Below are 23,668 nucleotides of genomic sequence, written 5' to 3' on the forward strand. Positions count from 1 at the left end.
GGTGCAGTACTGTCCTGCTTCGTCAGGCCGAGGAGGACCTTGCACGCGATGGGCGCCAACCATGCGCACGGCACCGCCGTCTCCCGTTCCCGCGCCTCGCGGCGTACCGTGGTGGCCGGAGTGGCCGTCCTGGTGCCGCTGGCGATCATCACGCTGGCCGCGCTCGTCTGGCTCTGGCCGGAGGGCACGACCGAGGGGCCCGCGCCGGAGTCCGGCGTCGAGCGGCTCACCGGCACGGTCACGAGCGTCACGCTGACGCGCTGCCCCGCCGCTCCCGAGGGCGCGCCCGAGCCCGATCCCGCCACCTGCGGCAAGGCCGTCGTCAAGCTGACCGAGGGCCGCGACAGCGGCAGGAACGTCGAGCTGCGGCTGCCGAGCGGTCCTGGGGCGCAGCACTTCGCGCCCGGTGACGACGTGATCCTGCTGCGCGACGCCGACGGCGCCTACCAGCTCTCCGACCACGACAGGTCGATGCCGCTGTGGCTGTTCGGCGGCGCGTTCGCGCTGGCGGTGATCGCGTTCGGGCGCTGGCGCGGGGTGACGGCGCTGGCCGGGCTCGCGGTGACGTTCGTGCTGCTGCTGACGTTCGTCATCCCCGGCATCCTGGAGGGCAGGCCGCCGATGCTGGTGGCCATCGTCGGATCGGCGGCGATCATGCTGACCGTGCTCTACCTGACGCACGGCTTCTCGCTCTCCACGTCGGTCGCGGTGCTCGGCACGCTGGCCAGCCTGACGGTCACCGGGCTGCTGTCGTACGCGGCGCTCGGCCTGGCCGGCCTGAACGGCGTCACCGACGACAGCGCGCTCACCCTCGGCATGAGCCTGTCCATCGACACGCAGGGCCTGCTGCTCGCCGGGATCATCATCGGCTCGCTCGGCGTGCTCGACGACGTCACCGTCACCCAGGCCGTCACGGTGGCCGAGCTGGCCCGCGCCAACCCGTCCTACGGCTTCGCCCGCCTCTACCGCGCGGCCGGGCGCATCGGGCGCGCGCACATCGCGTCGGTGATCAACACCATCATCCTGGCGTACGCGGGGGCGTCGCTGCCGCTGCTGCTGCTGTTCAGCATCGGCGCGCAGCCCCTCGGCCAGGTGCTGACGACGCCGGTGATCGCGCAGGAGATCGTGCGCAGCGTGGCCGGCACGCTCGGGCTCATCGCGGCGGTGCCCATCACGACGGCCCTGGCCGCCCTGGCGGCCCTCCGCGACCGTGATCACGACCGTGATCATGACCGGCCCGATCCCGAGCCGGACGACGTGGGCGGCTTCTGGGACGACGAGCCCCCGCGCCGGGGCCGTGGTGACCGGAGCCCCGCGGACCGGGAGCCCGGCGGTTTCTTCACGCCCCGCGAGGCCGAGCCCCCGCGCCGGGGGGAGCCGCAGCGGGCGGCGCGGCACCGGCGTCGGGCGGGCGCCTGACGGCCGGGCTCAGCAGGGCTCCAGGCTGCCGTCCACGCGCAGCTTGCGCCGGGCGCGCTCGTAGAACGTGGTGCCCAGGCGGACCACCTTGGCCGCGCCGGGCCAGGCGGTCACGGTGATGCTGTCGCCGGGGCCGAGGTGGCCCATCACGTTGCCGTCCACCTCGACGGCCAGCCGCCCGCTGCTGGGCAGCACGGTGAGCGTCACCTCCTCGTCGGCGGGCAGCACCAAGGCCCGGTTGAAGGCCGAGTGCGCCGCGGCCGCCACGACCAGCACCGCCTCCACGCGGGGCGAGACGATGGGCCCGCCGGCGGAGAAGCTGTAGGCGGTGGAGCCGGTGGTGGTGGCCACGATGACGGCGTCGGAGGAGTAGCGGACGAACGGGCTGCCCGCCGGGGTGACGGCGACGTTGGTCAGCCCGCAGCCGGGGATGCGGACGAGCGCGATGTCGTTGAACGCGGTCACCTCGGTGCCGTTGACCGCGCTGCGGATGGCCATGCGCGGCTCGATCGTGTACTCGTGCCGGTCGATGGCCGACAGCGTCTCCGCCAGCTCGTCGACGCCGATCTCGGCGAGGAAGCCCAGCTTGCCGAGGTTGACCCCCAGGATGGGCGTCGGCCGCCCGGCGAGCAGCCGCATCGTGCGCAGCATCGTGCCGTCGCCGCCCAGCCCGACGAGCAGGTCGGCCCGCTCGACCAGGGCGTCGGCGTCGACCGGGACGGCGGTGCAGTCGATGCGGCCCACCTCCTCCGGCAGGCCGAGCACGGTGGCGCCCTTGTCGGCCGCCCACCTCAGGATGACGTCGATCGCCTTCTTCGAGTCGCGCTGGGGGTGCAGCACCAGCCCGACCGTCCCGACCATGCCCATGCCGCCAACCTTACGTGGGCCGCGGCGATGCGGGCGCAACGGGATCGGGATCTTGCCCGCCCGCGGGTCCGGTAGCGTCGTGCGCATGCGGCTTCATGTGGGATGCGCGATGTGGGCGCACGCGCGGTGGCAGGGGCGTTTCGTGCCCGCCCACCTGCCTCAGGCCGAGCGTCTGAGGGCGTACGCGGGGTGGTGCGACGCGGTCGAGGGCAACACCACGTTCTACGCCACCCCGGCCCGCGCGACGGTCGAGTCGTGGGCGGCGCAGACCCCGCAGGACTTCCGTTTCGTGGTCAAGCTGCCCAAGGCGGTCACCCACGAGCACCGGCTGATGGGCGGCGAGGCCGAGCTGCGGGCGTTCCTCGACGCCATGGAGCCGCTGGGGCCGCGCGTGCACGCGCTCTGGGTGCAGGTGCCCGGCTCGTTCGGCCCGAACGACGCCGGCGCGCTCGCGGCCTTCCTGCGCAGGATGCCCCGGGAGCACCGCTACGCCGTGGAGGTGCGCCATCCGGCGTTCTTCACCGACGAGCGGGCGGCCCGGCTGCTGGAGCGGGTGCTGGACGGCGCGGGCGCCGAGTGGGTGCCGTTCGACACCACGGTGATGTTCGCCGCGCCGCCTGTGAGCGACGCCGAGCGTGAGGCGTGGGAGCGCAAGCCGCGCCTGCCCCGCCGCACCCGCGCGCTCACCGCCCATCCGATCGTGCGCTACCTGGGCCGCGACGACGAGGAGCGCACGGTGGCGGGCTGGCGGCCGTGGGTGGACACGGTCGCCGCGTGGCTGCGCGAGGGCCGCTCGCCGACCGTGTTCGTGCACACCCCGGACAACGCGGACGCGCCTGCGCTGGCCCGCCGCTTCCACGACGAGGTGCGCGCGCTGGTGCCGGAGCTCGCCCCGCTCCCCGACCCGGAGCCGCACCAGCCGCTCACGCTCTTCTGAGACGGCTGGGGGCGGGCGGCCGTGGGCCGCCCGCCGTCAGCGGACCAGGCAGGGGCGCTTCGGGTCGAACGTCCACCCCTTGATGAGGTACTGCATGGCGATGGAGTCGTCGCGCGCGCCCAGCCCGTGGCGGAGGTAGCGCTCGTGCGCCTCGGCCAGCGCGTCCCTGTCCAGCTCGACGCCGAGCCCCGGCTTGTCGGGCACCCGCACCGCGCCGTCCTCGATCTTCAGCGGCGAGGTGGTGAGCGCCTGGCCGTCCTGCCAGATCCAGTGCGTGTCGAGCGCGGTGATCTCGCCCGGCGCCGCCGCCCCGACGTGGGTGAACATGGCCAGCGAAATGTCGAAGTGGTTGTTGGAGTGCGAGCCCCAGGTCAGCCCGAAGTCGTGGCAGAGCTGCGCGACGCGCACCGAGCCTGCCATCGTCCAGAAGTGCGGGTCGGCCAGCGGGATGTCCACCGCGTCCGCGCGTACGGCGTGGGCCAGCTCCCGCCAGTCCGTGGCGATCATGTTGGTCGCGGTGGGCAGCCCGGTCGCCCGCCGGAACTCCGCCATCGTCTCCCGCCCTGAGAAGCGGCCCTCGGCGCCGCAGGGGTCCTCGGCGTAGGCGAGCACACCGCCGAGCCCCCGGCACAGGCGTACGGCGTCGGCCAGCAGCCAGCCGCCGTTGGGGTCGAGCGTGACGCGGGCGCCGGGGAAGCGGCGGGCCAGCGCCTTGACCGCCTCGACCTCCTCCTCGCCGGGCAGCACGCCGCCCTTGAGCTTGAAGTCGGTGAAGCCGTAGCGCTCCTGTGCGGCCTCGGCCAGCGCCACCACCGCGTCGGGGGTGAGCGCCTCGCGGCGGCGCAGCTTCGACCAGCGATCCTCGCCCTCGTCGTCGACCAGGTAGGGCAGGTCCGTCTTGCCGGGGTCGCCGACGTAGAACAGGTAGCCGAGCACCGGCACCCGGTCGCGCTGCCGTCCCTCGCCGAGCAGGTCGGCGACGGACAGGCCGAGGTACTGGCCGTGCAGGTCGAGCAGGCAGGACTCGATGCCGGTGACGGCGTGCACGGTGGTGCGCAGGTCGAAGGTCTGCAGGCCGCGCCCGCCGGCGTCGCGGGCGGCGTAGCGGCCGGCCACCTCGCGCAGCAGGGCGCGGTAGCGGGCCACCGGCCGCCCGCCGAGCAGCGCGGCGGCCTCCTCGATGGTCTGCCTGATGGCCTCGCCGCCGGGCACCTCGCCCAGCCCGGTGCGCCCGTCGGAGTCGGTGACGATGACGACGTTGCGGGTGAAGAACGGCCCGTGGGCGCCGCTCAGGTTGAGGAGCATGCTGTCGTACCCGGCGACCGGGACGACCTCGACGCTCTCGATGGTGGGCGACATCTCGGGAGGTCCCCCCTAGCTGATCTTGTTGATGAGCGCGGTCAGCTCGGCGAGCTCGCCCTCGGTGAGGTTCTGCAGCGGCGGGCGCACCGGCCCCGCGGGACGGCCGACGGCGGTCAGCCCGGCCTTGATGATAGAGACCGCGTATCCCTTCATGCGATCGCGGATGTCGAGGTAGGGCAGGATGAACTCGCGGATGCGCCGGTAGACGGCCTCGCGGTCCTGGGCCAGCACGTCGGCGTAGAAGTCGAGCGCGTACTGCGGCACGAAGTTGAAGATGGCCGACGAGTAGGTGCTCATGCCGAGCTGCAGCAGCGGCAGCGCGAAGGTCTCGGCGGTGGGCAGGCCGCCGATGTAGGCCAGGCGGTCGCCGACGGCGGCGTAGATGCGGGTGAGGTTCTCGATGTCCCCCACGCCGTCCTTGAAGCCGATGAGCGTCGCGTTGCGGTCGACGAGCGTGGCGACGGAGCGGTCGTTGAGCACGGCGTTGGCGCGGCTGTAGACGATCACGCCGAGGCCGGTGGCCGAGCAGACGGCGGAGATGTGCTCGATCAGGCCCTGCTGCCCGGCCTCGGTGAGGTACGGCGGCATGAGCAGGATGCCGTCGGCGCCGGCCGCCTCGGCGGCCTTGGCCTGGGCGACGGCGTTGGCGGTGCCGCCGGTGGCGGGGGCCATCACGGGGAGGCGGCCCTTCACCTCGTCCACGGCGGCGCGGACGACCCGGTCGATCTCCTCGCCGGTCAGCGAGAAGCCCTCACCCGTGCCGCCGGCGGCGAACAGGCCGGCCACGGGGTAGCCGCTCAGCCAGGACAGGTGCTCGCGGTAGCTCTTCTCGTCGAACTGCAGGTCATCGGTGAAGTGGGTCACGGGGAACGACAGCAAACCGCTCTTGAGCTGGCTGGCCAACTCCTGCGGGGAGTAACTGGGCATGACGAGGCTCCTCGCTTGACATGCGGCCGTGGGGTTTCCCCGCACCGGCTGAAAGGTCCGACGTCCGCCAGGCTAGGAAGAGGAGCGATTCCTGTCCAAGTGCGATTCTCTATCCCGTGATGCCGTACGAGCATCACTCGCCGCGCGGCCCCCCGATGTCGGGCAGCAGCTCGAGCACCCGGCCGAGCGCGGGGTTGGTGGAGTTGCGGTCCCAGATGACGTGCAGCTCGACGGGTTCGCCGGTGGCGGCGGCCGGGTCGAGGGGGTCGCCGCCGCCGCGCACCAGGTCGCAGAAGGCGACGCCGTCCACGCCGAGCGAGCGCGCGCTCGCCGGGACGAGGGCCACGCCGCGCCCGGCCGCGACCAGCAGCACGGCGGTGAGGATCTGGTGGACCTGCTGCTCGATGCGCGGGTGCGCGTTGGTGAGGAAGCGGACGGTCAGCTCGTGGAAGTAGCGCGACTGCACGGGGTTGTAGCTGATGACCGGCAGGCCGTCGAAGTCGTCGGGGGCGAGCGGCCGGCCGAGCGTGGCGAGGCGGTGCCCGGCGGGGACGACGGCGCACAGCGGCTCGCGGAAGACGATGCGCGAGTCGAGGGTGGCGATGTCGAACGGCGGGCGGGCGAGGCCCAGGTCGAGCTCGCCGCGCAGCAGGCCGTCCACCTGCCCGGCGGTGACCCGTTCGTGCAGGATGACGTCGATGTCGGGGAGCTGCTCGGCCAGGCGGCGCAGCAGCGTGCCGAGCATGCTGATGGCGGAGACGGCGGTGAAGCCGAGCCGTACGGTGCCCGCCGCGCCGCTCGCGATCCTGCGCGCCCGGTCCCCTGCGGTGTCGACCAGGGAGAGCATGCGCCGGGCGTCCTCGAGGAAGCCGCGGCCCGCGTCGGTGAGCACGACGCGGCGGTTGTCGCGTTCCAGCAGCCTCACGCCGACCGCCCGTTCCAGCTTCTGGATGTGGCGGCTGAGCGGCGGCTGGGTCATGCGCAGCCGATCAGCGGCGCGGCCGAAGTGCAACTCCTCCGCGACCGCTACAAATGCCCGTATCTGATCGAGTGTCAGCATGATGCCGCAAGAGTATCACTTGATACCGAAATGACGTTGGACAGGCATCAAGCCAGGTCCCTAGTCTCCGGAGAACCGCACAGCGGAAACCTTGCCGTAACCTGACGCAACTCCATCTCCGCGCACAGAAGATCCACGGGCGCTCCTCGCCCGCATGAAGGAGAAGTCCATGCCGACATCTCGGACAGCCCCCCGCCGCATCCTCATGGGTGTCGTCGGCGTCGTCACCGCGATGACGCTGACCGCGTGCGGTGGCGTCAAGACGACCTCCTCCGGTGGCGGCGACGGGGACTATCCGTCGGGCAACATCGAGTTCAGCGTCGGCGCGTCCGCCGGCGGTTCATCCGACCTCATCAGCCGCGCGCTCGCCCAGGGCATCGCCAAGGAGCTCGGCGTCTCCGCGCCCGTGATCAACAAGCCGGGCGCCAACGGCGCGCTGGTGGCCAAGGAGCTGCAGGCCGCCAAGCCCGACGGATACAAGCTCGCCGTGCAGAACGCCTCGCTGTTCACCATCACCCCGCTCACGGTGTCGCCGTCCGAGGCCGTCAAGATCGAGGATTTCGACGTCATCACCGGCGTCTCGCGCGACGACTACGTGATGGCCACCAACCCCAAGTCCGGCTTCACGTCGATCGACGACATGAAGAAGGCCGGCAAGACCATCCGGTACGGCACCACCGGCGTCGGCACCGGCGCCCAGCTCGCCTCCGCGCTGACGTTCAAGACCGCCGGCATCGACGCCACGGCCGTGCCGTTCGACGGGGGCGCGCCCAACCTGACGGCCCTGCTCGGCAACCAGGTGGACGTCTCCACCATGCAGATCGGCGAGGCCATCGAGAACATCAAGGCCGGCAAGCTCGTCCCGCTCGCCGTCTTCTCCAAGGAGCGCATCCCCTACCTGCCCGACGTCAAGACCGCCATCGAGCAGGGCTTCGACGTCCAGGTGACGCAGTACCGCTTCCTCACCGCCCCCAAGGGCACGCCGGAGAACGTCAAGGCCAAGCTGCTGGAGGCGGCCAAGAAGACGTTCGCCACGGAGGAGTACAAGAAGTTCAACGAGCAGAACTCGCTCACGCCGATGGAGGTCTCCCCGCAGGAGGTCATCGACTCGCTGCAGAAGGACGCCTCGACGTACAAGGCGAAGCTCGACGAGTTCGGCATCAGCCTCGCCGGTTGATCCCTTCCTGCGAAGGAGTGTGCATGTCCGTGTCCGACCCGGCCTCCGACCCGGTACGGCCGCCGGCCTCGGCCTCCGAGACGGACGAGGCCGCCCTGCTGCAGGCCGAGGCCGACCGGCTCGCGGCCGAGATGGAGGAGGCCAGGCCGCCGCACGCGGGGCCGGCCGCCCAGGTCGGGGCCGCGCTGGTGACGCTGGCCGTCGGCGTGCTCGGCGCGATCGGCTCCTACGGGCTCGGGCTGGGTGAGCCGGCCCGGCCCGGCCCCGGGCTGTGGCCGTTCGCCATCAGCGTCGTGATCGCCGTGCTCTCGGTGGTGCTCCTCGTCACCGGCCGCGGCCTGCAGGACACCGAGCGGTTCTCCCGCGCGAGCCTGCAGACCCTGATCGGCCTGGCGACGCTGGTGGCGCTCGCCGCGCTGCTGCCGCTGATCGGGTTCGAGATCCCCGCGCTGCTGCTGATGTTCGTCTGGCTGCGCCTGCTGGGCAAGGAGTCGTGGCGTTCCTCCATCGTGATCAGCATCTGCGCCGTGGCCGCGTTCTACGTGCTGTTCGTGCTGCTGCTGCAGATCCCGCTCCCCCGCCTCATCTGAGGAAGTCCGAAAGACCCCATGGACATCTCCCCGATCCTCGACGGCTTCGGCGTCGTGCTGGAGCCGGCCAACCTGCTCTACTGCCTGATCGGCGTCATCATCGGCATGCTCATCGGCGTGCTGCCCGGCCTCGGCCCCGGCGCGACGATCGCCATCCTGCTGCCGATCACGTACGGCATCGGGCCGGTCTCGGCGATCATCATGCTGGCCGGCATCTTCTACGGCGCCCAGTACGGCGGCACGATCACCTCGGTCCTGCTGCGGCTGCCCGGCGAGGCGTCGTCGGTGGTGACCGTCTTCGACGGCTTCGCCCTGGCCAAGCAGGGCAAGGCGGGCACGGCGCTCGGCATCGCGGCCATCGGCTCGTTCGTCGGCGGCACGATCTCGATCCTCGGCCTGACGCTGGTCGCGCCGGTCGTGGCCGGCTTCGCGCTCGACTTCGGCCCGCCCGAGTACGCCGCGCTCGGCATCCTCGGCGTGCTGCTGATCTCCTCGATCGGCAACGGCAACAAGCTCAAGGCCATCATCGCCGCCTGCGTCGGCCTGCTGATCGCGACCGTGGGCCGCGACACCTTCACCGGCGCCGAGCGCTTCACCTTCGGCAGCCTCAACCTGGCCGAGGGGATCGACTTCATCCCCATCGCGATGGGCCTGTTCGGCCTCAGCGAGATCCTCTACAACCTGGAGGAGCGGCACGGCAAGGCGCACTCCCCCGCCAAGGTCGGCAACGTGTGGCCGTCGCGGCGCGACCTGGGCCAGGCCAGGGGCGCGATCGGGCGGGGCTCGCTGGTCGGGTTCGTGCTGGGCGTGCTGCCCGGCGGCGGCGCGGTGCTGTCGTCGCTGGCGGCGTACGCGCTGGAGAAGCGGCGCGCCAAGCAGCCCGAGCGGTTCGGCCGCGGCGCCATCGAGGGCGTGGCCGCGCCGGAGACCGCCAACAACGCCGCCGCCACCTCCTCGTTCATCCCGCTGCTGACGCTGGGCATCCCGGCCAACGCCACGATGGCGCTGATCTTCGGCGCGCTGCTCATCCAGGGCATCCAGCCGGGCCCGCAGCTCGTCACCGAGCACCCCGACGTGTTCTGGGGCGTCATCAACTCGATGTACATCGGCAACATCCTGCTGCTGATCATGAGCATCCCCATGGTGGGGGTGTTCGTGAGGATCCTGCGGGTGCGGCCGGCCGTCCTCGCCCCGATCACGGTGCTGATCACGCTGCTCGGCGCGTACACCGTGCGCAACCAGGTGTACGACATCTTCCTGGTGATCGCGTTCGGCGTGCTGGGCTACCTGATGAAGAAGTTCGGCTTCGAGCCGGGGCCGCTGGTGCTGGCGTTCGTGCTCGGCACGATGATCGAGAGCTCGGCGCGGCAGGGCCTGCTCATCTTCGGCGGCGACCCCACGGGCTTCCTCACCCGCCCGATCTCTGGCACAGTGCTCGCCATCGTGGTGATCGTCGCGGCCTGGCCGCTGATCCGCAAGGCGATGCGCGGCAAACCCGCGCCCAGCGCCGCCGACCCTGTGGAGGAGAGGATTTCATGACCGTTTCCGCCGGCCGGGTCAGCCGGGTCGTCGTCACGCCCGTCGCCTTCCGCGACCCTCCCCTGCTGAACGTGGTGGGCGTGCACCAGCCGTACGTGCTGCGCGCGATCGTGCAGGTGCACACCGACGAGGGGCTGGTCGGGCTCGGCGAGACGTACGCCGACCAGGCCCATCTCGGCCGCCTGGACGCGGTGGCGGCGGCGCTGCCCGGCGCGGACGTCTTCGACCTGCACGGCCTGCGCCGCGTCGTCGCCGAGGTGCTGGGCGAGTCGACCGGCGGCGCGGGGGCGAGCTTCGGCGGCATGCTGGAGGTCTCCAGCGCCGTGGACACCGTGGTGTCGCCGTTCGAGGTGGCGCTGCTCGACCTGCAGGGCAAGGCGCTCGGCCGGCCGCTGAGCGACCTGCTCGGCGGCGCCGTGCGCGAGCGGGTGCCGTACTCGGCGTACCTGTTCTACAAGTGGGCCGGGCATCCGGGGCAGGAGGACGACGACTGGGGCGAGGGCCGCACGCCCGAGCAGATGGTGGCGCAGGCGCGCCGCATGGTCGACGCGTACGGCTTCACCGCCATCAAGCTCAAGGGCGGCGTGTACGAGCCCCGCCACGAGGCCGAGACGGTCGAGGCGCTGGCGGAGGCGTTCCCCGAGCACAAGCTGCGCATCGACCCCAACGGCGCCTGGACGGTCGGCACCTCGATCGAGATGGCCGGCCGGCTGTCCGGGGTCCTGGAGTACCTGGAGGACCCGACGCCCGGCATCGAGGGCATGGCCGAGGTCTCCAAGCACACCGAGCTGCCGCTGGCCACGAACATGTGCGTGATCGCCTTCGAGCACATCAAACCCGCCGTGGCCGCCGACGCGGTGCAGGTCGTGCTCTCCGACCACCACCTGTGGGGCGGGCTACGCCGCTCGGCGCTGCTCGGCGGCATCTGCGAGACGTTCGGCCTGGGGTTGTCCATGCACTCCAACTCGCACCTGGGGGTCAGCCTGGCCGCCATGACGCACCTGGCCGCCGCCACCCCCAACCTCACCTACGCCTGCGACACCCACTACCCGTGGAAGACCGAGGAGGTCGTCAAGCCGGGCGTGCTGGAGTTCCGCGACGGCGCCGTGACCGTGCCGCGCGGGCCCGGCCTGGGGGTCGAGCTGGACGAGGACGCGCTCGCCGCGCTGCACGAGCAGTACCTGACGTGCGGCCAGCGCGGGCGCGAGGACACCGCGTACATGCGGTCGATCGTGCCCGGCTTCACCCCGAACACCGCCCGCTGGTAGCCGGTTCTACGGCGTCTGGAGGCGGGCGCGGCTGTTGGACAGGTGCAGCCGCATCGCCGCCCGCGCCGCCGCCGGATCACGGTCGGCGACGGCGCGGTAGATGTTCTCGTGCTCCAGCGTCACCCGCGTGAGGTGGGTGGCGTCGGAGACCGTGTAGACGTGGTCGAGGCGGGTGCGCGGCAGCATGATCATCATGGGGCCGAGCGAGGCCAGCAGGTCGGAGTAGAACCTGTTGCCGGACGCCAGCGCCACCTTCATGTGGAAGGCGAAGTCGGCCTCGACGGCGTGGCCGGGCTGCTCGCCCGAGCGCCCGAGGTCGATGAGGGCCCGCTCGATGGCCTTGAGCTGCAGGTCCGTACGGCGCTCCGCGGCGAGCCCGGCGGCCTCCGTCTCGATGCCGATGCGGAAGTCGATCATGTCGAGGACGTCGCGGTGGGTGCGCACCTGCGCCGCCTCCACCGAGAAGGCCGTGGGCGGCGGCAGCGCCAGCACGAACGAGCCCCGGCCCTGGAACGTCTCCACCAGCCCGGCCGCCTGCAGCCTGGAGATCGCCTCACGGACCACGGTCCTGCTGACGCCGAACTCCTCGATCAGCGACGACTCGGTGGGCAGCTTCTCGCCCGGCTGGATCTCGCCGGCCAGGATGCGGGCCTTCAGCCGCTCGACCACCTCGTGCGCCAGCCCGCGCCCTCTGTCCCGCCCGATCCTGCGCCCGCCCGCCTTCTGCGGGGTGTCCTTCTGGTCGCTCGGCACGGCGGACAATCTACCGGCCGTGGAACTCGGCGTCGTCGATCAGCCAGTCGCGCGCCCGCCCGGAGAGGGTGAGCCCCAGCCCGGGACGGCCGGGCACGTGCATGCGCCCGCCTTCGATGCGCAGCCGCTCCCTCGAACAGCGGTGCGAGCCATTCGATGTGCTCCACCCACGACTCGTGCGGGCAGGCGGCGGCGAGGCGCGCTCCTTGACCTCCTCCAGGGGCGCCTGGAGGTATCCGCCGGAGGTGTTGTAGACGGGCACGGAATCGCGGTAGGCGCCCGGCAGCTTGGCCGGCGGCAGGCCCGCCCGCTTGGCCTTCAGATCCCACAACGCCACATCGACGGCCGCCGGCGCCTGCGTGGCACACCCGATCGCCCCACCGACGCACCCGCCCACAGCAGCGACTCGTACACCTTGCCGATGTCCGACGGATCCCGCCCGAGCAGGTTCTCGCCGATCTCCTTGGCGTGCGCGTACTGGGCGGGCGTGCCTGCGCGGGTGGTGCAGGAGAAGCCGAGCCCGCGCAGCCCGTCGCGGGTGCCGATCTCGCAGGTAAGCACGTCGATCCTGGACAGGGGCCGCTGACGGCCCGTGGCCACCTTGGCGTCGCTCACGGGGGTCGCGAGCGGCACCGCGTACCTGCCGAACCGTACGGACGCGACCGCGTCGCCCACGGCCGCCGTCACGCCTTGCCGAACTCGACGCGCTCGGTCGTCCACGCGCGGCACTGCTCGCTCAGCGTGAACCCGAGCCCGGGACGGTCCGGCACGATCATCCGGCCGTCGCGGGTCTCCAGCCGCTCGTTGAACAGCGGGTTCAGCCACTCGAAGTGCTCGACCCACGGCTCGCGCGGGTAGGCGGCGGCCAGGTGGAGGTGGATCTCCATCGCGAAGTGGGGCGCGAGCTGCAGCCCGGCGTGGTCGGCGAGGGCGGCGATGCGCAGGAAGGAGCTGATGCCGCCCACGCGCGGGGCGTCGGGCTGGATGATGTCGGCGGCGCGGGCCTCGATGAGCCGTACGTGCTCGGCCACGCTGGAGAGCATCTCGCCGGTGGCGATCGGCGTGTCCAGCGCCTCCGCCAGCCGGGCGTGGCCTTCGGCGTCGTAGGCGTCCAGCGGCTCCTCGATCCAGACGAGGTTCATCTCCTCCACCGCCCGCCCGAACCGCAGCGCCGTGATCCGGTCCCACTGCTGGTTCGCGTCCACCATCAGCGGCACGTCATCACCCAAATGCTCGCGGACGGCCACCAGCCGGCGCAGGTCCTCCCGAATGTCCGGCTGACCCACCTTGATCTTGATCCCGCCGATCCCGTCCGCCAGGGACTGCGAGGCGCGCTGCTTCACCTCTTCGATCGGCGCGTGCAGGAACCCGCCCGAGGTGTTGTACGTCCTGACCGAGTCGCGGTAGGCGCCCAGCAGCTTGGCCAGCGGCAGGCCCGCCCGCTTGGCCTTCAGATCCCACAACGCCACATCGATCGCCGCCAGCGCCTGCGTGGCCACACCCGAGCGCCCCACCGACGCACCCGCCCACAGCAGCGACTCGTACACCTTGCCGATGTCGGAGGGGTCCTGCCCGATGAGGTTCTCCCCCACCTCCTTGGCGTGCGCGTACTGCGCGGGGCCGCCCGCCCGCTTGGAGTAGCTGAACCCGACGCCGGAGTGGCCGTCCTCGGTCGCGATCTCGGCGAACAGGAACACGACCTCCGTCATCGGCTTCTGCCGCCCGGTGAGCACCTTGGCGTCGCTGACGGGCACGTCGAGGGGGAGCGTGACGGAGGAGAGCGTGACGTGGCGGATGCGGTCGGCCATGACGGAACCTCGCGGGGTCAGGTGGGCATGGTACGCAGGTCATCGTACAAATCCGATATTCATACGACAACTTGCCCGCCCTGGCTCCGGCGTCACGGGGGAGGTCCCGCCCTCCGGAGAGAGCGGGACCTCGTACGCGGGAGATCTAGAACGGCCAGTCGGCGTTGCGGCCGGCCTCCACGAGCGGGATCAGCCGGAAGGCGGCGTCCGACAGCCCGCCGAACGTGTGCCGGTCGCCCTCCCCGGACGGGCCGTGCCCGTACCGGTAACCGGCGAGGTTCCACGTGTAGACCGGGACGTGCCCGGGGACCTGCCGGGCCGGCTCCGCACCGCGATGGCCGCCCCACGCCTGCTCGTCGGTGACGATCACCACGCGGTCGTGCCCGCGGAAGTGCCGGCGGACCGCCTCCGCGGTGTCGGTGCCGCCCAAGTTGCCGAACCGCCCCATCACCTTCAGCACCGACTCGCCCGCGCGGAACGGGACCGGCGCCGAGGACGTACCGAACTGCACCAGATCCGCCGCCTCGGCCCGCAGGGCGAGCGCGGACCCGAAGACGGCCGCGGAGTCGGCGCGGTTGAGGCCCGACTTCGCCGAGACGCCGCCGAACATCGACCCCGACCGGTCCACCAGGATCAACGTGCGGCCCGGCAGGGCCGGCACGTTCGCCAGCGAATGGCCGAGCGCCTGCTCCAGCGGGTAGGCCCAGCGCAGCGACCGTGCCGCCCGGTACGCGGCGAGGAACCGGAACGGGAACTGCCTCGACCGGCGCACCTGCTCCGCGTCGGCCAGCCTGGCGGCGACGGTCTGCGCCACCGCGTCGCCGACGCCGGCCTCGTCGAAGTTGCGCAGGTTACGCAGCAGCGCCATGTACCCCATGGCCGGGATCACGGCCTCCCACGCCCGCGCGTCCATCGGCCCCTGCAGCCAGCCGGCCAGCGCCTCCCACGTCATGCCCGCGTCGGCCAGCGTCGCCGCGACCGCCTCAGGCCGCCCCTCGGTGACGATCGCGCGGCGCTCCCCGACCGGGACCGCCATCAGCCGCGCGCGCCGGTGCAGCATCGCCAGCGACTCGGGGATGCCGTTGTCGCGGTTGTGGCGGCGGTCGAGGGCGTGCGCGAACAGGTCGCCCTGCCACGGCTTGTCCTCGGCCGGGGCCGGGTGGACGAGCTCGATGACGTCGCCGAACCGGTACCCCTTGGAGCCGGTGTCGTACTTGAGCAGGTTGCGCTCGGTGTAGAGCCGCTGGACGGCGTCGGCGATGCCGCGCTTGACGGGCTTGGGGATCGCGCGGCCGTAGCGGGACGCCCAGTAGGCCAGGGCCTCGCCGGGCTCGTCGGCCCGCTGCAGCACGCTGCCCACGAGCCGGCGGTTCAGCCCCTGCCGGCCGGCGGCGAGCCGCGCCTTGACCGCCTCGAGCGCGGCGACGACGCTCGCGGAGCGCATGTTCGCCTCGGAACGCAGCCACGGCAGGAACCTCGCCATCCACTCGCCGTCCTCGACGGCGACCCGGTGGACGAGGTCGCGGAACCGGTCGTCGCGCTGCCCGGCCTTTTCGTAGAAGGAGTCCTCGCCCACCATGTTCGTGACCGCGAGGAGGAACAGCTCGCTCTTGGCGTCCCGCGCGTAACCGGGTGCGCCCTCGTGGGTCGAGCCGGACGGAACGCTCTCCGTCTTGACCGGACTCGACACGGCAGGACGGGTGATGGCGCGGTTGAACTTGGACATGACGAAGCCCCCTCGGAGATCGCTGCGAGAGGGCCCCGGTCACAAGGACGTGCCCGAGATCAGAAGCGGCGAGGCACTTTCGACCGCTGCTCTTCCCTCTGAGCTACCGGGACCGAAGCCCCGGGCAGGACTCGAACCTGCGACCCGCGGTTTGAGGATGAAGAAATCCTCACCTGCGCACCGGGCACGCACTTGCGATAGGCGACCCTCCCGAGATCAAAACGGCGACGGGACGCATAGCGTGCTGCCGCTTACACCACGGACGGCGATTCACCGCCCGCCGGGACTCGAACCCGGACCACTCGAACCAGAATCGAAGGAACCGTCACCTGCGCACCGGGAAGGTGCTTTTCTGTTGTGCGGCTCAGAGGTCGGAATCGGCCTCCGGGAGAATTTCTCCCAAAGAAGTACCCGGCGGCCATTCGCACCTGAGCCACCGCCAGGTTAGCGAAAGCCTCCGGCGAGCGCTTCCGAATATCTCCGCCGGATCCGCCCGCATGCCGCCTGGTGCGCAACGCCGTAAGGCCACGCCGGCGAGAACCGGTCAGCGTCCTTGCCCCGGCCGATCGGCCGGATGCGCCCCGCCGGCGGCGCGCTGAGCAAGCGGGAGCTGGAGGTGCTGCGCCTGGTCGCCGCGGGCGCCGCCGACAAGGAGATCGCCCGCGCCCCGCTGATCAGCGAGACGACCGTGAAGACGCATCTGCAGCATGTCTTCGCCAAGCTGGAGGTGGACAGCCGCACCCCGGCGGTCGCCGTGGCGCTGGAACGCGGCCTCATCTGAGCATCAGAACCTGAGGGGAGCGCCCGAACCGCGCGAACGACCGGCGCGCCCGGCCCGCGCTGATATCGCCCCACGTTTGTGCCGGGGCGGCATCCGATGCGCCGAAGAATCGCCATGACGAAGTTCAGCGGAGCCGCAACGGGGATTTCCACCGGCATTCGAATCACCGAGGCGGGAACGAACGATTCACGGACCTGCGAATCCGCCGACCCGTTCTTCTCGCGGGTCGGCCGTACGATGGCCGTATGAGCCGGAAAGGCGTCGTACTGCTGGTGATCGCCGCCGCCTTCGTCGTGCCCGGAGCGGCCGTGATTCTGGGGAAGACGGCTCCCGCGGAGACGTCCAGAGGCGTGGAGAACACCCGATCTCCAGAAGACGTCTCGTCCTACTGGACCAGGGAGCGCATGGACGAGGCCACCGGAGGATGAGAGGCTGCGCCTGCTCCTGACGGCGCGGTGCTCATGGACCCGTCACAGGCCGGGCCGGGCGGTGGCTCCCCGCCCGGCTCCCCCCGAGAACGCGGAAGGGGTGCCAGAGACTCTGGCACCCCTTCTCCCACCAGTCGGGACGACAGGATTTGAACCTGCGACCCCTTGACCCCCAGTCAAGTGCGCTACCAAGCTGCGCTACGTCCCGGTGGTTGTGTCGGCCGCCCCCTGCGGGGCGGGACGTCATAACCTTAGCGCACATCGGAGGTGCACGCGTACACGAAAAGCGGGAGCGGAGGCGGCCAGTGGGGCGTAGGCCGAGCATCGATCGCAAAGAGTTGGCCAGGCTCGTCGCGGAAGGGCTGACGGTGCAGCAGCTGGCGGCTCACTTCGGGGTGAGCGAATCGGGGGTGCTCCAGGCCAAGCGGGCCGCCGGACTGGCCAAGCCGATGCTCGACCACAGTGCCGCACTGCCGTGGAAGCTGGCGAGGAGGCACTCCCAGTCGGGGCCGGCCACGAACCTGCGCAACCTGTCGGCGGCGGCCCAGGGCAAGCCGCCCGCCTCCGAACGGCTGAACACCGCGCTGCGGTGGGCTCAGCGGCTCGTGGACGCGGGCCTGGACGTGGCCTACGACCCCGAGGAGGGCTTCAGCGAGGTCCCCGCCTCCCCGGAGGGCTCGCACGTCGCCAGGGTGCTCGAGGCGGCCAGGAAGGCACTCGAAGCTCACTGACGCGTGGGTTTCGGCATACCCGCTCAGGGCAGTCGCTGGTCCTCGACAGAGAGACCGGAGGCGAAAACATGACCACCTGGGCATGGGTGGCCGTCGTCGTGATCGTGGTGGTGGCGCTCGCCGCAGTGGGATATCTCGCGCTGCAGCGGCAGAAGCGTCGTTCCCATCTCCGCGAGCGCTTCGGCCCCGAGTACGAACGCGCGGTCGCCGAGCACGACGATCGCCGCGAGGCCGAGCAGGAGCTGCTGGAACGCGAGCAGCGCCACGCGGAGCTGGACATCAGGCCGCTGTCGGCGGAGTCGCGGGAGACGTACGCGGTCCGCTGGACCGAGGTGCAGGAGCGCTTCGTCGACGCGCCCGGCTACGCGGTGACCGAGGCGGACCAGCTCGTGACGGCCGTGATGGCCGAGCGCGGCTACCCCACGGAGGACTTCGAGCAGCGCCTGTCCGACCTGTCGGTGGGCCACGCGGAGACCCTCGATCACTACAGGACGGCTCACGAGATCAGCGGGCGCGCGGCCAGAGAGGACGCCTCCACGGAGGACCTGCGGCAGGCCATGGTGCACTACCGCGCGCTGTTCGAGGAGCTGCTCCACGAGACCACCCGAGGACGGTGAGCACGACATGAACGGCGACGACGAGCTGAAGGCCACCTACGGCGACCCCCACAGCGGCCCTCACGGCGACGGCGGGGACGAGTTCGACAACGGCGGCCAGGACGGCGCCGGAGACGCCCTCAGGGACGATCTGAGGGACGATCTGAGGGACGACGTGGCGGCCCGCAGGCCCGCCGGCGGTGCCGGTGACGCCGGCGACCCCACCAGCGATCCCTCGGGCGAGCCCATCCGCGCCCCCAACGCCCACCCGGCGACCGCGCACGCGGACCCGGCGCACGAGAACGCGACCACCCATGACGGCACCGGCCTGGCGCATGACGACGCGATCCCCCGTGACCGCGGGGCCACGGGGGATCGCGCACGAGCCGGCGCACGACCGGCGCACGACGGCGCGATCGTCCGCGACGGCGACGAGCCGGCAGGGGCCGACCGCACTCCCCCGTACGGCGACGAGCCGGTTCGGTCCGAGGCGGGGGCCGACCGCATCCCTCCGTACGACGACGACCCGGCCCGCGCCCCCTACGCGGACCCGGCCCCGGCGCACGCGGCCCCCGGCGACATCGTCCTGTTCGACCAGGACACCATCCAGGTGCAGACGCGCTGGCGCGACCTGCAGGCGTCGTTCGTGGACGACCCTGGCGAGGCGGTACGGCGCGCGGACGGGCTGGTCGGCGAGGTGGTGGAGTCGCTCACCAGCAGCCTGACGAGCCGTACGGAGGCGCTGCGCGGCCGCTGGAAGGACGCGGGCGAGGCGGAGACCGAGCAGCTTCGGCTGGCGCTGCGCGACTACCGGAACGTGCTGGAGCGCCTGCTCGCGCTCTCCGGCTCCCCGGACCCGCAGCAGGCGGACGAGCCCCGGCACAGCGTTCTGGGATCGAGGTGACGTGCCTTGCTCGCGATCGTGGCGGCCGTCATCTTCGGCCTGGGTTTCCTGCTGGACCTGGTAGGGGCGTCGATCCCCGGCGGGTTCTCCGGCATGACGTTCGTCCTGCTGGGGCTGACGCTGCTGGCGCTGCATCAGGCGGGGGTCGGCACGGCCGGCGTCCGCACGGGCTCCGGCGGCTGGCGCGGCAGGGCCCGCCGGTAGGGCTCATGAGGACGAGCGGAGGGGCCCGGACGTCCGGGCCCCTCCGACGTGAAGGCTTCCGGCGTGAAGGAACGGGAGACGTCAGGCTTTGGCGGGGAAGCGCATGGTGACCGTGCTGCCGTCGCCGCCGACCCGCAGGGTCAGGTCGGAGGAGAGCAGGCGGGCCACCCACAGCCCCATGCCGCCCACGGAGCCGGGCATCGGGCCGGGCTTCCACGAGCCGTCGTCGTGGATCTCGACGACGAGGTCCCCGTCGTGCGTCCAAGTGCGGATGAACGCGTGGTCGTGCCCGTGGGTGACGGCGTTGGTGGCGACCTCGTTGACGGCGATGACGAAGTCGCCGATGGCCTCGCCGGGCATGCCCGCGGCCCTGGCCTCCTCCTCGGCGTGCTGCCGGACCCGCGGCAGGTCCGGCAGCGTGAAGCGCAGGCTTTTCGCGGGCGCGCCGGGCGGCGGGCCCGTATGGCCCCGCTGAGGCTCCACGTCCTCGTTCACCCGGTGACCGCCTCCGTCAGGAGACCAGTTCGGCGCGCAACTGGTCGAGGACTTTGCGCAGGATGCGGGACACGTGCATCTGCGAGATGCCGAACTCGGCGGCGATCTCGGCCTGCGTCATGTTGCCGAAGAAGCGCAGCAGCAGGATGTGCTTCTCGCGGGACGGCAGCGCGTCGATGAGCGGCTTGACGGCCTCCCTGTCGACCATGGTGCTCAGCGTGTCGTCGTCCTCCGGTATGACGTCGCCGAGCGAGGCGGCGTCGTCGTCGGTGCCGAGCGGCGCGTCGAGCGAGAGCGTGCTGTACGCGGCCGAGGCGTCGAGCGTCAGCAGGACGTCCTCCTCCGTGATGTTCATCTTGGCGGCGAGCTCCGCCACGGTCGGCGACCTGCCGAGGTCCTGGCTGAGGTCGGCGACGAGCCGGTTGAGCTCCGAGCGGCGTTCCTGGTAGAGGCGCGGCACCCGGATGGCCCAGGTGCGGTCGCGGAAGTGCCGCTTGACCTCGCCGGTCATCGTCACGACCGCGTAGCCCCTGAACGCGTGGCCGAGGGTCGGGTCGAAGCCGTTGACGGCTTTCATCAGGCCAACATACGCGGCTTGGAGGAGATCCTCCAAAGGCTCGCCGCGGTAGCGGTAGCGCCGGGCGATCTCCATGGCGAGCGGCCTGTGCATCTCGACGATGCGCTCGCGCAGGCGTTCCCTGTGGCTGTCGGGCGTCTCTTCCTTGACCATCTCGGCAAGGAGTTCTTCCGCGGTCATATCCTCGAGGACGTATTCCTGCACAGCCATCGCTGCTCCTCATATGGATCGCAGGCGGCCCCCGCAAGGAAAAAAGCCCATGCAGAGGCACGCCTCGTCTGGTCGCGAGACCGAAGCCCTCTGCTGGACTTCCGGAACCAGTGTCCCCCATGCCGCCGGAAGTATTCCTCGATCCCCTGGTGACAGTAGGGTTGCTCCGTGACATTGCCGGAGAACGGCGGGGAGCCCGTGGCGTCCCTCAGCCTGACGTCGTCGACCGTGGACGGGATCGCCGTGGTGCGGGTCGACGGCGTGCTCGACGCCACGACGCGCGCCCAGTTCGCCGACTATCTCACCATGGCCGGTTCCGATCTGATCCTCGATCTGGCCGGGGTGACGTTCATGGACTCGCGTGCGCTGGGGCTGATCGTGCATCGCTGGCAGGCCAGCCTCTCGGCCGGGAACAAGTTCGCCCTCATCGGGGTGGAGTACACCAAGTCGAAGGTGATGTGGATCACCGGTCTCGCCCAGCGGCTGCCGATCTACGACACGCTCGAGGACGCGCTCGCCGCCGTCAACAAGTAGCCGCCGCACGAACGCGCGCCCCGGGGACGGGCGGGCGGGTCAGCCGCGCTTCGGCGCCCTCGGCGACGTCGACGACTTCGACGACGTCGACGACTTCGACGACTTGCGCTGGTGCTCCTCCACCAGGAGCCTGGCCAGGTCGGCCACCTTCACCTGGTGGTGCTGGGAGATGCGGCGCAGCTCCTCGAACGCGGCCTCGGCGCTGCACCCGCTGGTCTGCATGATGATGCCCTTGGCCTGGTCGATGAGCGACCGCCCGGCCAGGGCCTCCTGAAGCTGCGCGGCGTCGGTGCGCACCTCTTCGAACTCCCACATGTTCGCCATGGCGACGCCGACCTGCTCGGCCAGCATGTCGGCGAGCGAGCTCGCGCCCTGCGGCGAGAACGCGCCGGGGCGTACGGAGTAGAGGCCGACGACGAGCAGGGCGGGCGGCACCTCGATGGGCACCACGAGCACCGAGCGGACGCCCGAGCGGATGGCCAGCGCGTCGTAGCGGGGCCAGCGGGTCTCGGTGAGCACGTCGGTCACGGTGGCGCGGCCGCCGCTCTGCCTGGCCTCGATGGACGGGCCCTCGCCCAGCTCGCGTTCGCCCTCGACGAGGAGGATCAGCTCGCTGTGCGAACCGGAGACCAGCACCCGGTGGTCGCGCCAGTGCTCGGCCGAGGCGCCCGAGCAGCCGGGGACGCCCGCCGCCAGCGCCGCGGTGAGCCCGCGCAGCACGCTCTCCGTCGAGGTGTCCTCACCGAGGCGGCCCAGCGCGGCGAGGTCTCGCGCGAGTCCGGGGGTGATCATCGCGGTCGATTCCATAGCGACAAGCATCTACCCCTTATGGCTGGCATTATCCCGGGTGGCGTAGCGTTCAGACATGACCATGCCGGACCTCGAACAAGCGCTGGACGCGCTGGCCGGGCGCGTCGCTTCGCTGCGCGAAGCGAGGGCCGCCTACCCCAGCGACCTGGCGCCCACACTCGACGCGGCGCTGGCCGAGCTCGACACCGCCACCGAGCTGCTCGCCGAGGCCCGCGAGGAGCTGCGCAAGGCGCCCCGGCGCCCGGGCGGCAAGAAGGACGGCGGGCAGCGGGAGCTGAAGCTGCTGCGCCAGGTGTTCCGCTCCTTTCCCGTGCCGGTCATCGTGCTGGACGGCGGCGGCGTGGTCAGGCGGATCAACCCGGAGACCTCGCGCATGCTGGGCAGCCCCGACGGCTATCTCGTGGGCCGCTCGTTCCCGCTGCTGGTGGACGTGTCGCGGCGGGCGGCGTTCCGGTCGCATCTGACGGCGGTGCTGCAGACGGGGCAGCCGTCGGCGTTCGAGACGCGGCTCGCGCATCAGGGGCGTACGCACACCGTGCAGGTGGCGCTGACCAGGCTGACGATGCCCGGCGAGCCGCAGCAGATGGTGGCGGCGGTCGCGCTGCCGACGGAGGTGCAGCTGCCGGAGCCGGGCGCGCGGCGGCCCGAGCAGGACGACGGCGCGCTGCTGCTGGCCGCGGCCAGGCGCCAGGACCTGCTGAGCAGGATGGCGCGGCTGCTGCTGGAGGAGGACGCGCTGATGCGTCCTGGCGCGCTGCAGCGGGCCACGCGGCTGCTCGCGGCCGAGTGGGCCGACTGGGTGATCGCGGACCTGCTGCGCAACGGGCTGCCGCACCGCGCGGCGGTCATGGCGCCCAAGAACCATCCGCTGGGCGACCTGGTCAGGCAGGTGGAGTCGGCGGATCCGGCGGGCAGCGCGATCGTGATGCAGGTGCTCGACCGCCGCACCGGCGTGGTGCAGGAGATGGTGGACGACGAGTCGCTGCTCGGGTTCTGCGCGGAGGGCCCGCTGCTGACCGCGATGGGCGCGGGCTCGCTGCTGTCGGTGCCGATCGGGCACGGCGAGGGCGTGCTGACGCTCGTGCGCGCGCACGACCGGCCTCCGTTCGGGCTCGCCGACCTGGGCGTCATGCAGGAGGTGGGGCTGCAGCTCGGGCTGGCGCTGCGGGCCCAGGTGAGCTTTCAGAGCCGCTCGCGGGCGGCGGACGCGCTGTCGGCGAGCGTGGCGCCGCGCAACCTGCCCGACGTGCCGGGCTACGAGGCGGCGGCCGTCTACAACCCGGGCTCGTCGGTGGGCGCGGAGTTCTACGACGTGTTCCCGGTCGCGGGCGGCGGCTGGGGCTTCGCGCTGGGCGGCGCGGCCGGCAAGGGCGAGGAGGCGGCCTCGGTCAGCGCGATGGTCAGGGGCGGCCTGCGGGTGCTGAGCGTGTGGGAGTCCGACCCTGAGCCGGTCATGCGCAAGGTGAACGAGGCCCTGGTGGCGCAGGGCACCGGCATGTTCGTGATGGCGGTGGCGGGGTTCGTCAAGGGACGGCGGATCCGGCTGTCGTCGGCCGGCCACCATCCGGCGGCCGTCCTGCAGCCGGACGGCGCGGTGCGCTTCGCGGCGGGCGGCGGCGTGCCGCTGGGCATCTCCCCCGAGGCCGAGACGGAGGTGCAGACGCTCACGGTGGCCGCGGGCGAGACGCTGGTGCTCTATTCGGAGGGTCTGGTCTCCTCGCGCAACGAGCGCGGCGAGCCGTACGGCGAGGAGCGGCTGGCCGACGTGCTGGGCCGGTGCGCGGGCCAGCCGCCGTCCGCCGTGGTCAAGACGGTGGAGGAGGACCGGCACGCGTTCTCAGGCGGCCAGGTTTGGGATGAGATTGTGGTGTTCGCGCTGCGCGGTGTCTGATTCGCGGGGGTTTGCGAATGGGACAAAGCTGGGTATGGTCGGAGACGTAGAACGACGTGCCTAAGACGCAGGCA

The 23,668-nt window shown here is 71.7% G+C and carries 26 protein-coding genes and 1 tRNA gene; 14 read left to right on the forward strand and 13 right to left on the reverse strand.

Annotated features, from left to right (window positions below; all coding sequences use genetic code 11):
* The first annotated feature begins 48 nt into the window (after window positions 1-48).
* Window positions 49-1,419 carry a YibE/F family protein gene (locus tag ACGFIM_RS08145; protein WP_393196542.1) on the forward strand — a complete coding sequence of 457 codons (1,371 nt, stop codon included), beginning with the start codon at window positions 49-51 and terminating at the stop codon, window positions 1,417-1,419.
* A 9-nt stretch (window positions 1,420-1,428) separates the two neighbouring features.
* Here ACGFIM_RS08145 and ACGFIM_RS08150 read toward each other — a convergent pair whose 3' ends face one another.
* On the reverse strand, window positions 1,429-2,286 hold the full coding sequence (locus ACGFIM_RS08150) for an NAD(+)/NADH kinase (RefSeq protein ID WP_393196545.1): 858 nt from the start codon (window positions 2,284-2,286) through the stop codon (window positions 1,429-1,431).
* Between the two features lie 85 nt (window positions 2,287-2,371).
* Between ACGFIM_RS08150 and ACGFIM_RS08155 the strand changes: the two genes are divergently transcribed.
* Window positions 2,372-3,223 (forward strand): DUF72 domain-containing protein, encoded by an 852-nt coding sequence (locus ACGFIM_RS08155; RefSeq protein ID WP_393196547.1) that lies wholly within the window; start codon window positions 2,372-2,374, stop codon window positions 3,221-3,223.
* A gap of 36 nt (window positions 3,224-3,259) precedes the next feature.
* On the opposite strand, the gene ACGFIM_RS08160 is transcribed toward ACGFIM_RS08155, so the two are convergent.
* From ACGFIM_RS08160 to ACGFIM_RS08170, 3 genes are all read right to left on the reverse strand, one after another.
* Window positions 3,260-4,582 (reverse strand): enolase C-terminal domain-like protein, encoded by a 1,323-nt coding sequence (locus ACGFIM_RS08160; RefSeq protein WP_393196549.1) that lies wholly within the window; start codon window positions 4,580-4,582, stop codon window positions 3,260-3,262.
* Between the two features lie 15 nt (window positions 4,583-4,597).
* A complete protein-coding gene (gene kdgD / locus ACGFIM_RS08165) occupies window positions 4,598-5,512 on the reverse strand; it encodes a 5-dehydro-4-deoxyglucarate dehydratase (protein ID WP_393196552.1) in 915 nt (304 codons plus the stop codon).
* A gap of 133 nt (window positions 5,513-5,645) precedes the next feature.
* A complete protein-coding gene (locus tag ACGFIM_RS08170) occupies window positions 5,646-6,572 on the reverse strand; it encodes a LysR substrate-binding domain-containing protein (protein WP_393196555.1) in 927 nt (308 codons plus the stop codon).
* A 169-nt stretch (window positions 6,573-6,741) separates the two neighbouring features.
* Here ACGFIM_RS08170 and ACGFIM_RS08175 point away from each other — a divergent pair, with 169 nt between their 5' ends.
* Genes ACGFIM_RS08175 through ACGFIM_RS08190 form a run of 4 tightly spaced genes read left to right on the forward strand, consistent with a single transcriptional unit; the run spans window position 6,742 to window position 11,146 of the window.
* Window positions 6,742-7,749 (forward strand): tripartite tricarboxylate transporter substrate binding protein, encoded by a 1,008-nt coding sequence (locus ACGFIM_RS08175; RefSeq protein ID WP_393196558.1) that lies wholly within the window; start codon window positions 6,742-6,744, stop codon window positions 7,747-7,749.
* 23 nt (window positions 7,750-7,772) lie between these two features.
* On the forward strand, window positions 7,773-8,339 hold the full coding sequence (locus ACGFIM_RS08180; protein WP_393196561.1) for a tripartite tricarboxylate transporter TctB family protein: 567 nt from the start codon (window positions 7,773-7,775) through the stop codon (window positions 8,337-8,339).
* Window positions 8,340-8,357: 18 nt separating this feature from the next.
* Window positions 8,358-9,878 (forward strand): tripartite tricarboxylate transporter permease, encoded by a 1,521-nt coding sequence (locus ACGFIM_RS08185; protein WP_393196564.1) that lies wholly within the window; start codon window positions 8,358-8,360, stop codon window positions 9,876-9,878.
* On the forward strand, window positions 9,875-11,146 hold the full coding sequence (locus tag ACGFIM_RS08190) for a glucarate dehydratase family protein (protein WP_393196567.1): 1,272 nt from the start codon (window positions 9,875-9,877) through the stop codon (window positions 11,144-11,146). Before ACGFIM_RS08185 ends, ACGFIM_RS08190 begins: the two co-directional genes overlap by 4 nt.
* A gap of 6 nt (window positions 11,147-11,152) precedes the next feature.
* Here the strand turns inward: ACGFIM_RS08190 and ACGFIM_RS08195 are convergent, their stop codons facing one another.
* The 5 genes from ACGFIM_RS08195 to ACGFIM_RS08215 form a co-directional block, all read right to left on the reverse strand.
* Window positions 11,153-11,899: a FadR/GntR family transcriptional regulator gene (locus ACGFIM_RS08195; RefSeq protein WP_393196570.1), complete on the reverse strand. Its 747-nt coding sequence runs from the start codon at window positions 11,897-11,899 to the stop codon at window positions 11,153-11,155.
* 10 nt (window positions 11,900-11,909) lie between these two features.
* On the reverse strand, window positions 11,910-12,230 hold the full coding sequence (locus ACGFIM_RS08200; RefSeq protein WP_393196573.1) for a hypothetical protein: 321 nt from the start codon (window positions 12,228-12,230) through the stop codon (window positions 11,910-11,912).
* Complete coding sequence (locus tag ACGFIM_RS08205) at window positions 12,218-12,586, reverse strand: hypothetical protein (protein WP_393196576.1); 369 nt, start codon at window positions 12,584-12,586, stop codon at window positions 12,218-12,220. The genes ACGFIM_RS08200 and ACGFIM_RS08205 overlap by 13 nt, the downstream gene beginning before the upstream one ends.
* The gene (locus ACGFIM_RS08210; protein ID WP_393196579.1) at window positions 12,583-13,707 is read right to left on the reverse strand and encodes a mandelate racemase/muconate lactonizing enzyme family protein; all 1,125 of its coding nucleotides are present in this window, start codon (window positions 13,705-13,707) and stop codon (window positions 12,583-12,585) included. The genes ACGFIM_RS08205 and ACGFIM_RS08210 overlap by 4 nt, the downstream gene beginning before the upstream one ends.
* A 145-nt stretch (window positions 13,708-13,852) precedes the next feature.
* The gene (locus tag ACGFIM_RS08215; protein WP_393196582.1) at window positions 13,853-15,433 is read right to left on the reverse strand and encodes a TROVE domain-containing protein; all 1,581 of its coding nucleotides are present in this window, start codon (window positions 15,431-15,433) and stop codon (window positions 13,853-13,855) included.
* Window positions 15,434-16,007: 574 nt separating this feature from the next.
* Here ACGFIM_RS08215 and ACGFIM_RS08220 point away from each other — a divergent pair.
* Window positions 16,008-16,214 carry a response regulator transcription factor gene (locus ACGFIM_RS08220; protein WP_393196585.1) on the forward strand — a complete coding sequence of 69 codons (207 nt, stop codon included), beginning with the start codon at window positions 16,008-16,010 and terminating at the stop codon, window positions 16,212-16,214.
* A 245-nt stretch (window positions 16,215-16,459) separates the two neighbouring features.
* Complete coding sequence (locus ACGFIM_RS08225; RefSeq protein ID WP_393196588.1) at window positions 16,460-16,642, forward strand: hypothetical protein; 183 nt, start codon at window positions 16,460-16,462, stop codon at window positions 16,640-16,642.
* 134 nt (window positions 16,643-16,776) lie between these two features.
* On the opposite strand, the gene ACGFIM_RS08230 is transcribed toward ACGFIM_RS08225, so the two are convergent.
* A tRNA-Pro gene (locus ACGFIM_RS08230) sits at window positions 16,777-16,850 on the reverse strand.
* 130 nt (window positions 16,851-16,980) lie between these two features.
* On the opposite strand from ACGFIM_RS08230, the gene ACGFIM_RS08235 reads away from it, so the two are divergent.
* From ACGFIM_RS08235 to ACGFIM_RS08250, 4 genes are all read left to right on the forward strand, one after another.
* Window positions 16,981-17,373, forward strand: a complete 393-nt coding sequence (locus ACGFIM_RS08235) for a hypothetical protein (protein WP_393196591.1) — start codon at window positions 16,981-16,983, stop codon at window positions 17,371-17,373.
* Between the two features lie 68 nt (window positions 17,374-17,441).
* Window positions 17,442-17,990, forward strand: a complete 549-nt coding sequence (locus ACGFIM_RS08240) for a hypothetical protein (RefSeq protein WP_393196594.1) — start codon at window positions 17,442-17,444, stop codon at window positions 17,988-17,990.
* Window positions 17,991-17,997: 7 nt separating this feature from the next.
* Window positions 17,998-18,873: a hypothetical protein gene (locus tag ACGFIM_RS08245; protein ID WP_393196597.1), complete on the forward strand. Its 876-nt coding sequence runs from the start codon at window positions 17,998-18,000 to the stop codon at window positions 18,871-18,873.
* 6 nt (window positions 18,874-18,879) lie between these two features.
* Complete coding sequence (locus tag ACGFIM_RS08250) at window positions 18,880-19,077, forward strand: hypothetical protein (protein ID WP_393196600.1); 198 nt, start codon at window positions 18,880-18,882, stop codon at window positions 19,075-19,077.
* Between the two features lie 81 nt (window positions 19,078-19,158).
* On the opposite strand, the gene ACGFIM_RS08255 is transcribed toward ACGFIM_RS08250, so the two are convergent.
* Both ACGFIM_RS08255 and ACGFIM_RS08260 read right to left on the reverse strand, forming a co-directional pair.
* Entirely contained in the window at window positions 19,159-19,572 is a 414-nt protein-coding gene (locus tag ACGFIM_RS08255; protein WP_393196603.1) for an ATP-binding protein, read from the reverse strand.
* A gap of 16 nt (window positions 19,573-19,588) precedes the next feature.
* Window positions 19,589-20,359, reverse strand: a complete 771-nt coding sequence (locus ACGFIM_RS08260; RefSeq protein ID WP_393196606.1) for a SigB/SigF/SigG family RNA polymerase sigma factor — start codon at window positions 20,357-20,359, stop codon at window positions 19,589-19,591.
* 168 nt (window positions 20,360-20,527) lie between these two features.
* Between ACGFIM_RS08260 and ACGFIM_RS08265 the strand changes: the two genes are divergently transcribed.
* Window positions 20,528-20,893, forward strand: a complete 366-nt coding sequence (locus ACGFIM_RS08265; RefSeq protein ID WP_393196609.1) for an STAS domain-containing protein — start codon at window positions 20,528-20,530, stop codon at window positions 20,891-20,893.
* A gap of 39 nt (window positions 20,894-20,932) precedes the next feature.
* Here ACGFIM_RS08265 and ACGFIM_RS08270 read toward each other — a convergent pair whose 3' ends face one another.
* On the reverse strand, window positions 20,933-21,700 hold the full coding sequence (locus tag ACGFIM_RS08270; RefSeq protein ID WP_393196612.1) for an ANTAR domain-containing response regulator: 768 nt from the start codon (window positions 21,698-21,700) through the stop codon (window positions 20,933-20,935).
* 58 nt (window positions 21,701-21,758) lie between these two features.
* Between ACGFIM_RS08270 and ACGFIM_RS08275 the strand changes: the two genes are divergently transcribed.
* A complete protein-coding gene (locus tag ACGFIM_RS08275) occupies window positions 21,759-23,594 on the forward strand; it encodes a SpoIIE family protein phosphatase (protein ID WP_393196615.1) in 1,836 nt (611 codons plus the stop codon).
* Window positions 23,595-23,668 lie beyond the last annotated feature (74 nt).

Origin of the sequence: Nonomuraea sp. NPDC049309 (assembly GCF_043196965.1) — a bacterium.
Lineage (GTDB): Bacteria > Actinomycetota > Actinomycetes > Streptosporangiales > Streptosporangiaceae > Nonomuraea > Nonomuraea fastidiosa.

Coding starts and splice junctions, on each gene's coding strand:
- ACGFIM_RS08145 (WP_393196542.1), top strand. CDS start 49: ATGGGCGCCAACCATGCGCACGGCACCGCCGTCTCCCGTTCCCGCGCC.
- ACGFIM_RS08150 (WP_393196545.1), bottom strand. CDS start 2,286: ATGGGCATGGTCGGGACGGTCGGGCTGGTGCTGCACCCCCAGCGCGAC.
- ACGFIM_RS08155 (WP_393196547.1), top strand. CDS start 2,372: ATGCGGCTTCATGTGGGATGCGCGATGTGGGCGCACGCGCGGTGGCAG.
- ACGFIM_RS08160 (WP_393196549.1), bottom strand. CDS start 4,582: ATGTCGCCCACCATCGAGAGCGTCGAGGTCGTCCCGGTCGCCGGGTAC.
- kdgD (WP_393196552.1), bottom strand. CDS start 5,512: ATGCCCAGTTACTCCCCGCAGGAGTTGGCCAGCCAGCTCAAGAGCGGT.
- ACGFIM_RS08170 (WP_393196555.1), bottom strand. CDS start 6,572: ATGCTGACACTCGATCAGATACGGGCATTTGTAGCGGTCGCGGAGGAG.
- ACGFIM_RS08175 (WP_393196558.1), top strand. CDS start 6,742: ATGCCGACATCTCGGACAGCCCCCCGCCGCATCCTCATGGGTGTCGTC.
- ACGFIM_RS08180 (WP_393196561.1), top strand. CDS start 7,773: ATGTCCGTGTCCGACCCGGCCTCCGACCCGGTACGGCCGCCGGCCTCG.
- ACGFIM_RS08185 (WP_393196564.1), top strand. CDS start 8,358: ATGGACATCTCCCCGATCCTCGACGGCTTCGGCGTCGTGCTGGAGCCG.
- ACGFIM_RS08190 (WP_393196567.1), top strand. CDS start 9,875: ATGACCGTTTCCGCCGGCCGGGTCAGCCGGGTCGTCGTCACGCCCGTC.
- ACGFIM_RS08210 (WP_393196579.1), bottom strand. CDS start 13,707: ATGGCCGACCGCATCCGCCACGTCACGCTCTCCTCCGTCACGCTCCCC.
- ACGFIM_RS08215 (WP_393196582.1), bottom strand. CDS start 15,433: ATGTCCAAGTTCAACCGCGCCATCACCCGTCCTGCCGTGTCGAGTCCG.
- ACGFIM_RS08220 (WP_393196585.1), top strand. CDS start 16,008: ATGCGCCCCGCCGGCGGCGCGCTGAGCAAGCGGGAGCTGGAGGTGCTG.
- ACGFIM_RS08225 (WP_393196588.1), top strand. CDS start 16,460: ATGAGCCGGAAAGGCGTCGTACTGCTGGTGATCGCCGCCGCCTTCGTC.
- ACGFIM_RS08240 (WP_393196594.1), top strand. CDS start 17,442: ATGACCACCTGGGCATGGGTGGCCGTCGTCGTGATCGTGGTGGTGGCG.
- ACGFIM_RS08245 (WP_393196597.1), top strand. CDS start 17,998: ATGAACGGCGACGACGAGCTGAAGGCCACCTACGGCGACCCCCACAGC.
- ACGFIM_RS08260 (WP_393196606.1), bottom strand. CDS start 20,359: ATGGCTGTGCAGGAATACGTCCTCGAGGATATGACCGCGGAAGAACTC.
- ACGFIM_RS08270 (WP_393196612.1), bottom strand. CDS start 21,700: ATGGAATCGACCGCGATGATCACCCCCGGACTCGCGCGAGACCTCGCC.
- ACGFIM_RS08275 (WP_393196615.1), top strand. CDS start 21,759: ATGACCATGCCGGACCTCGAACAAGCGCTGGACGCGCTGGCCGGGCGC.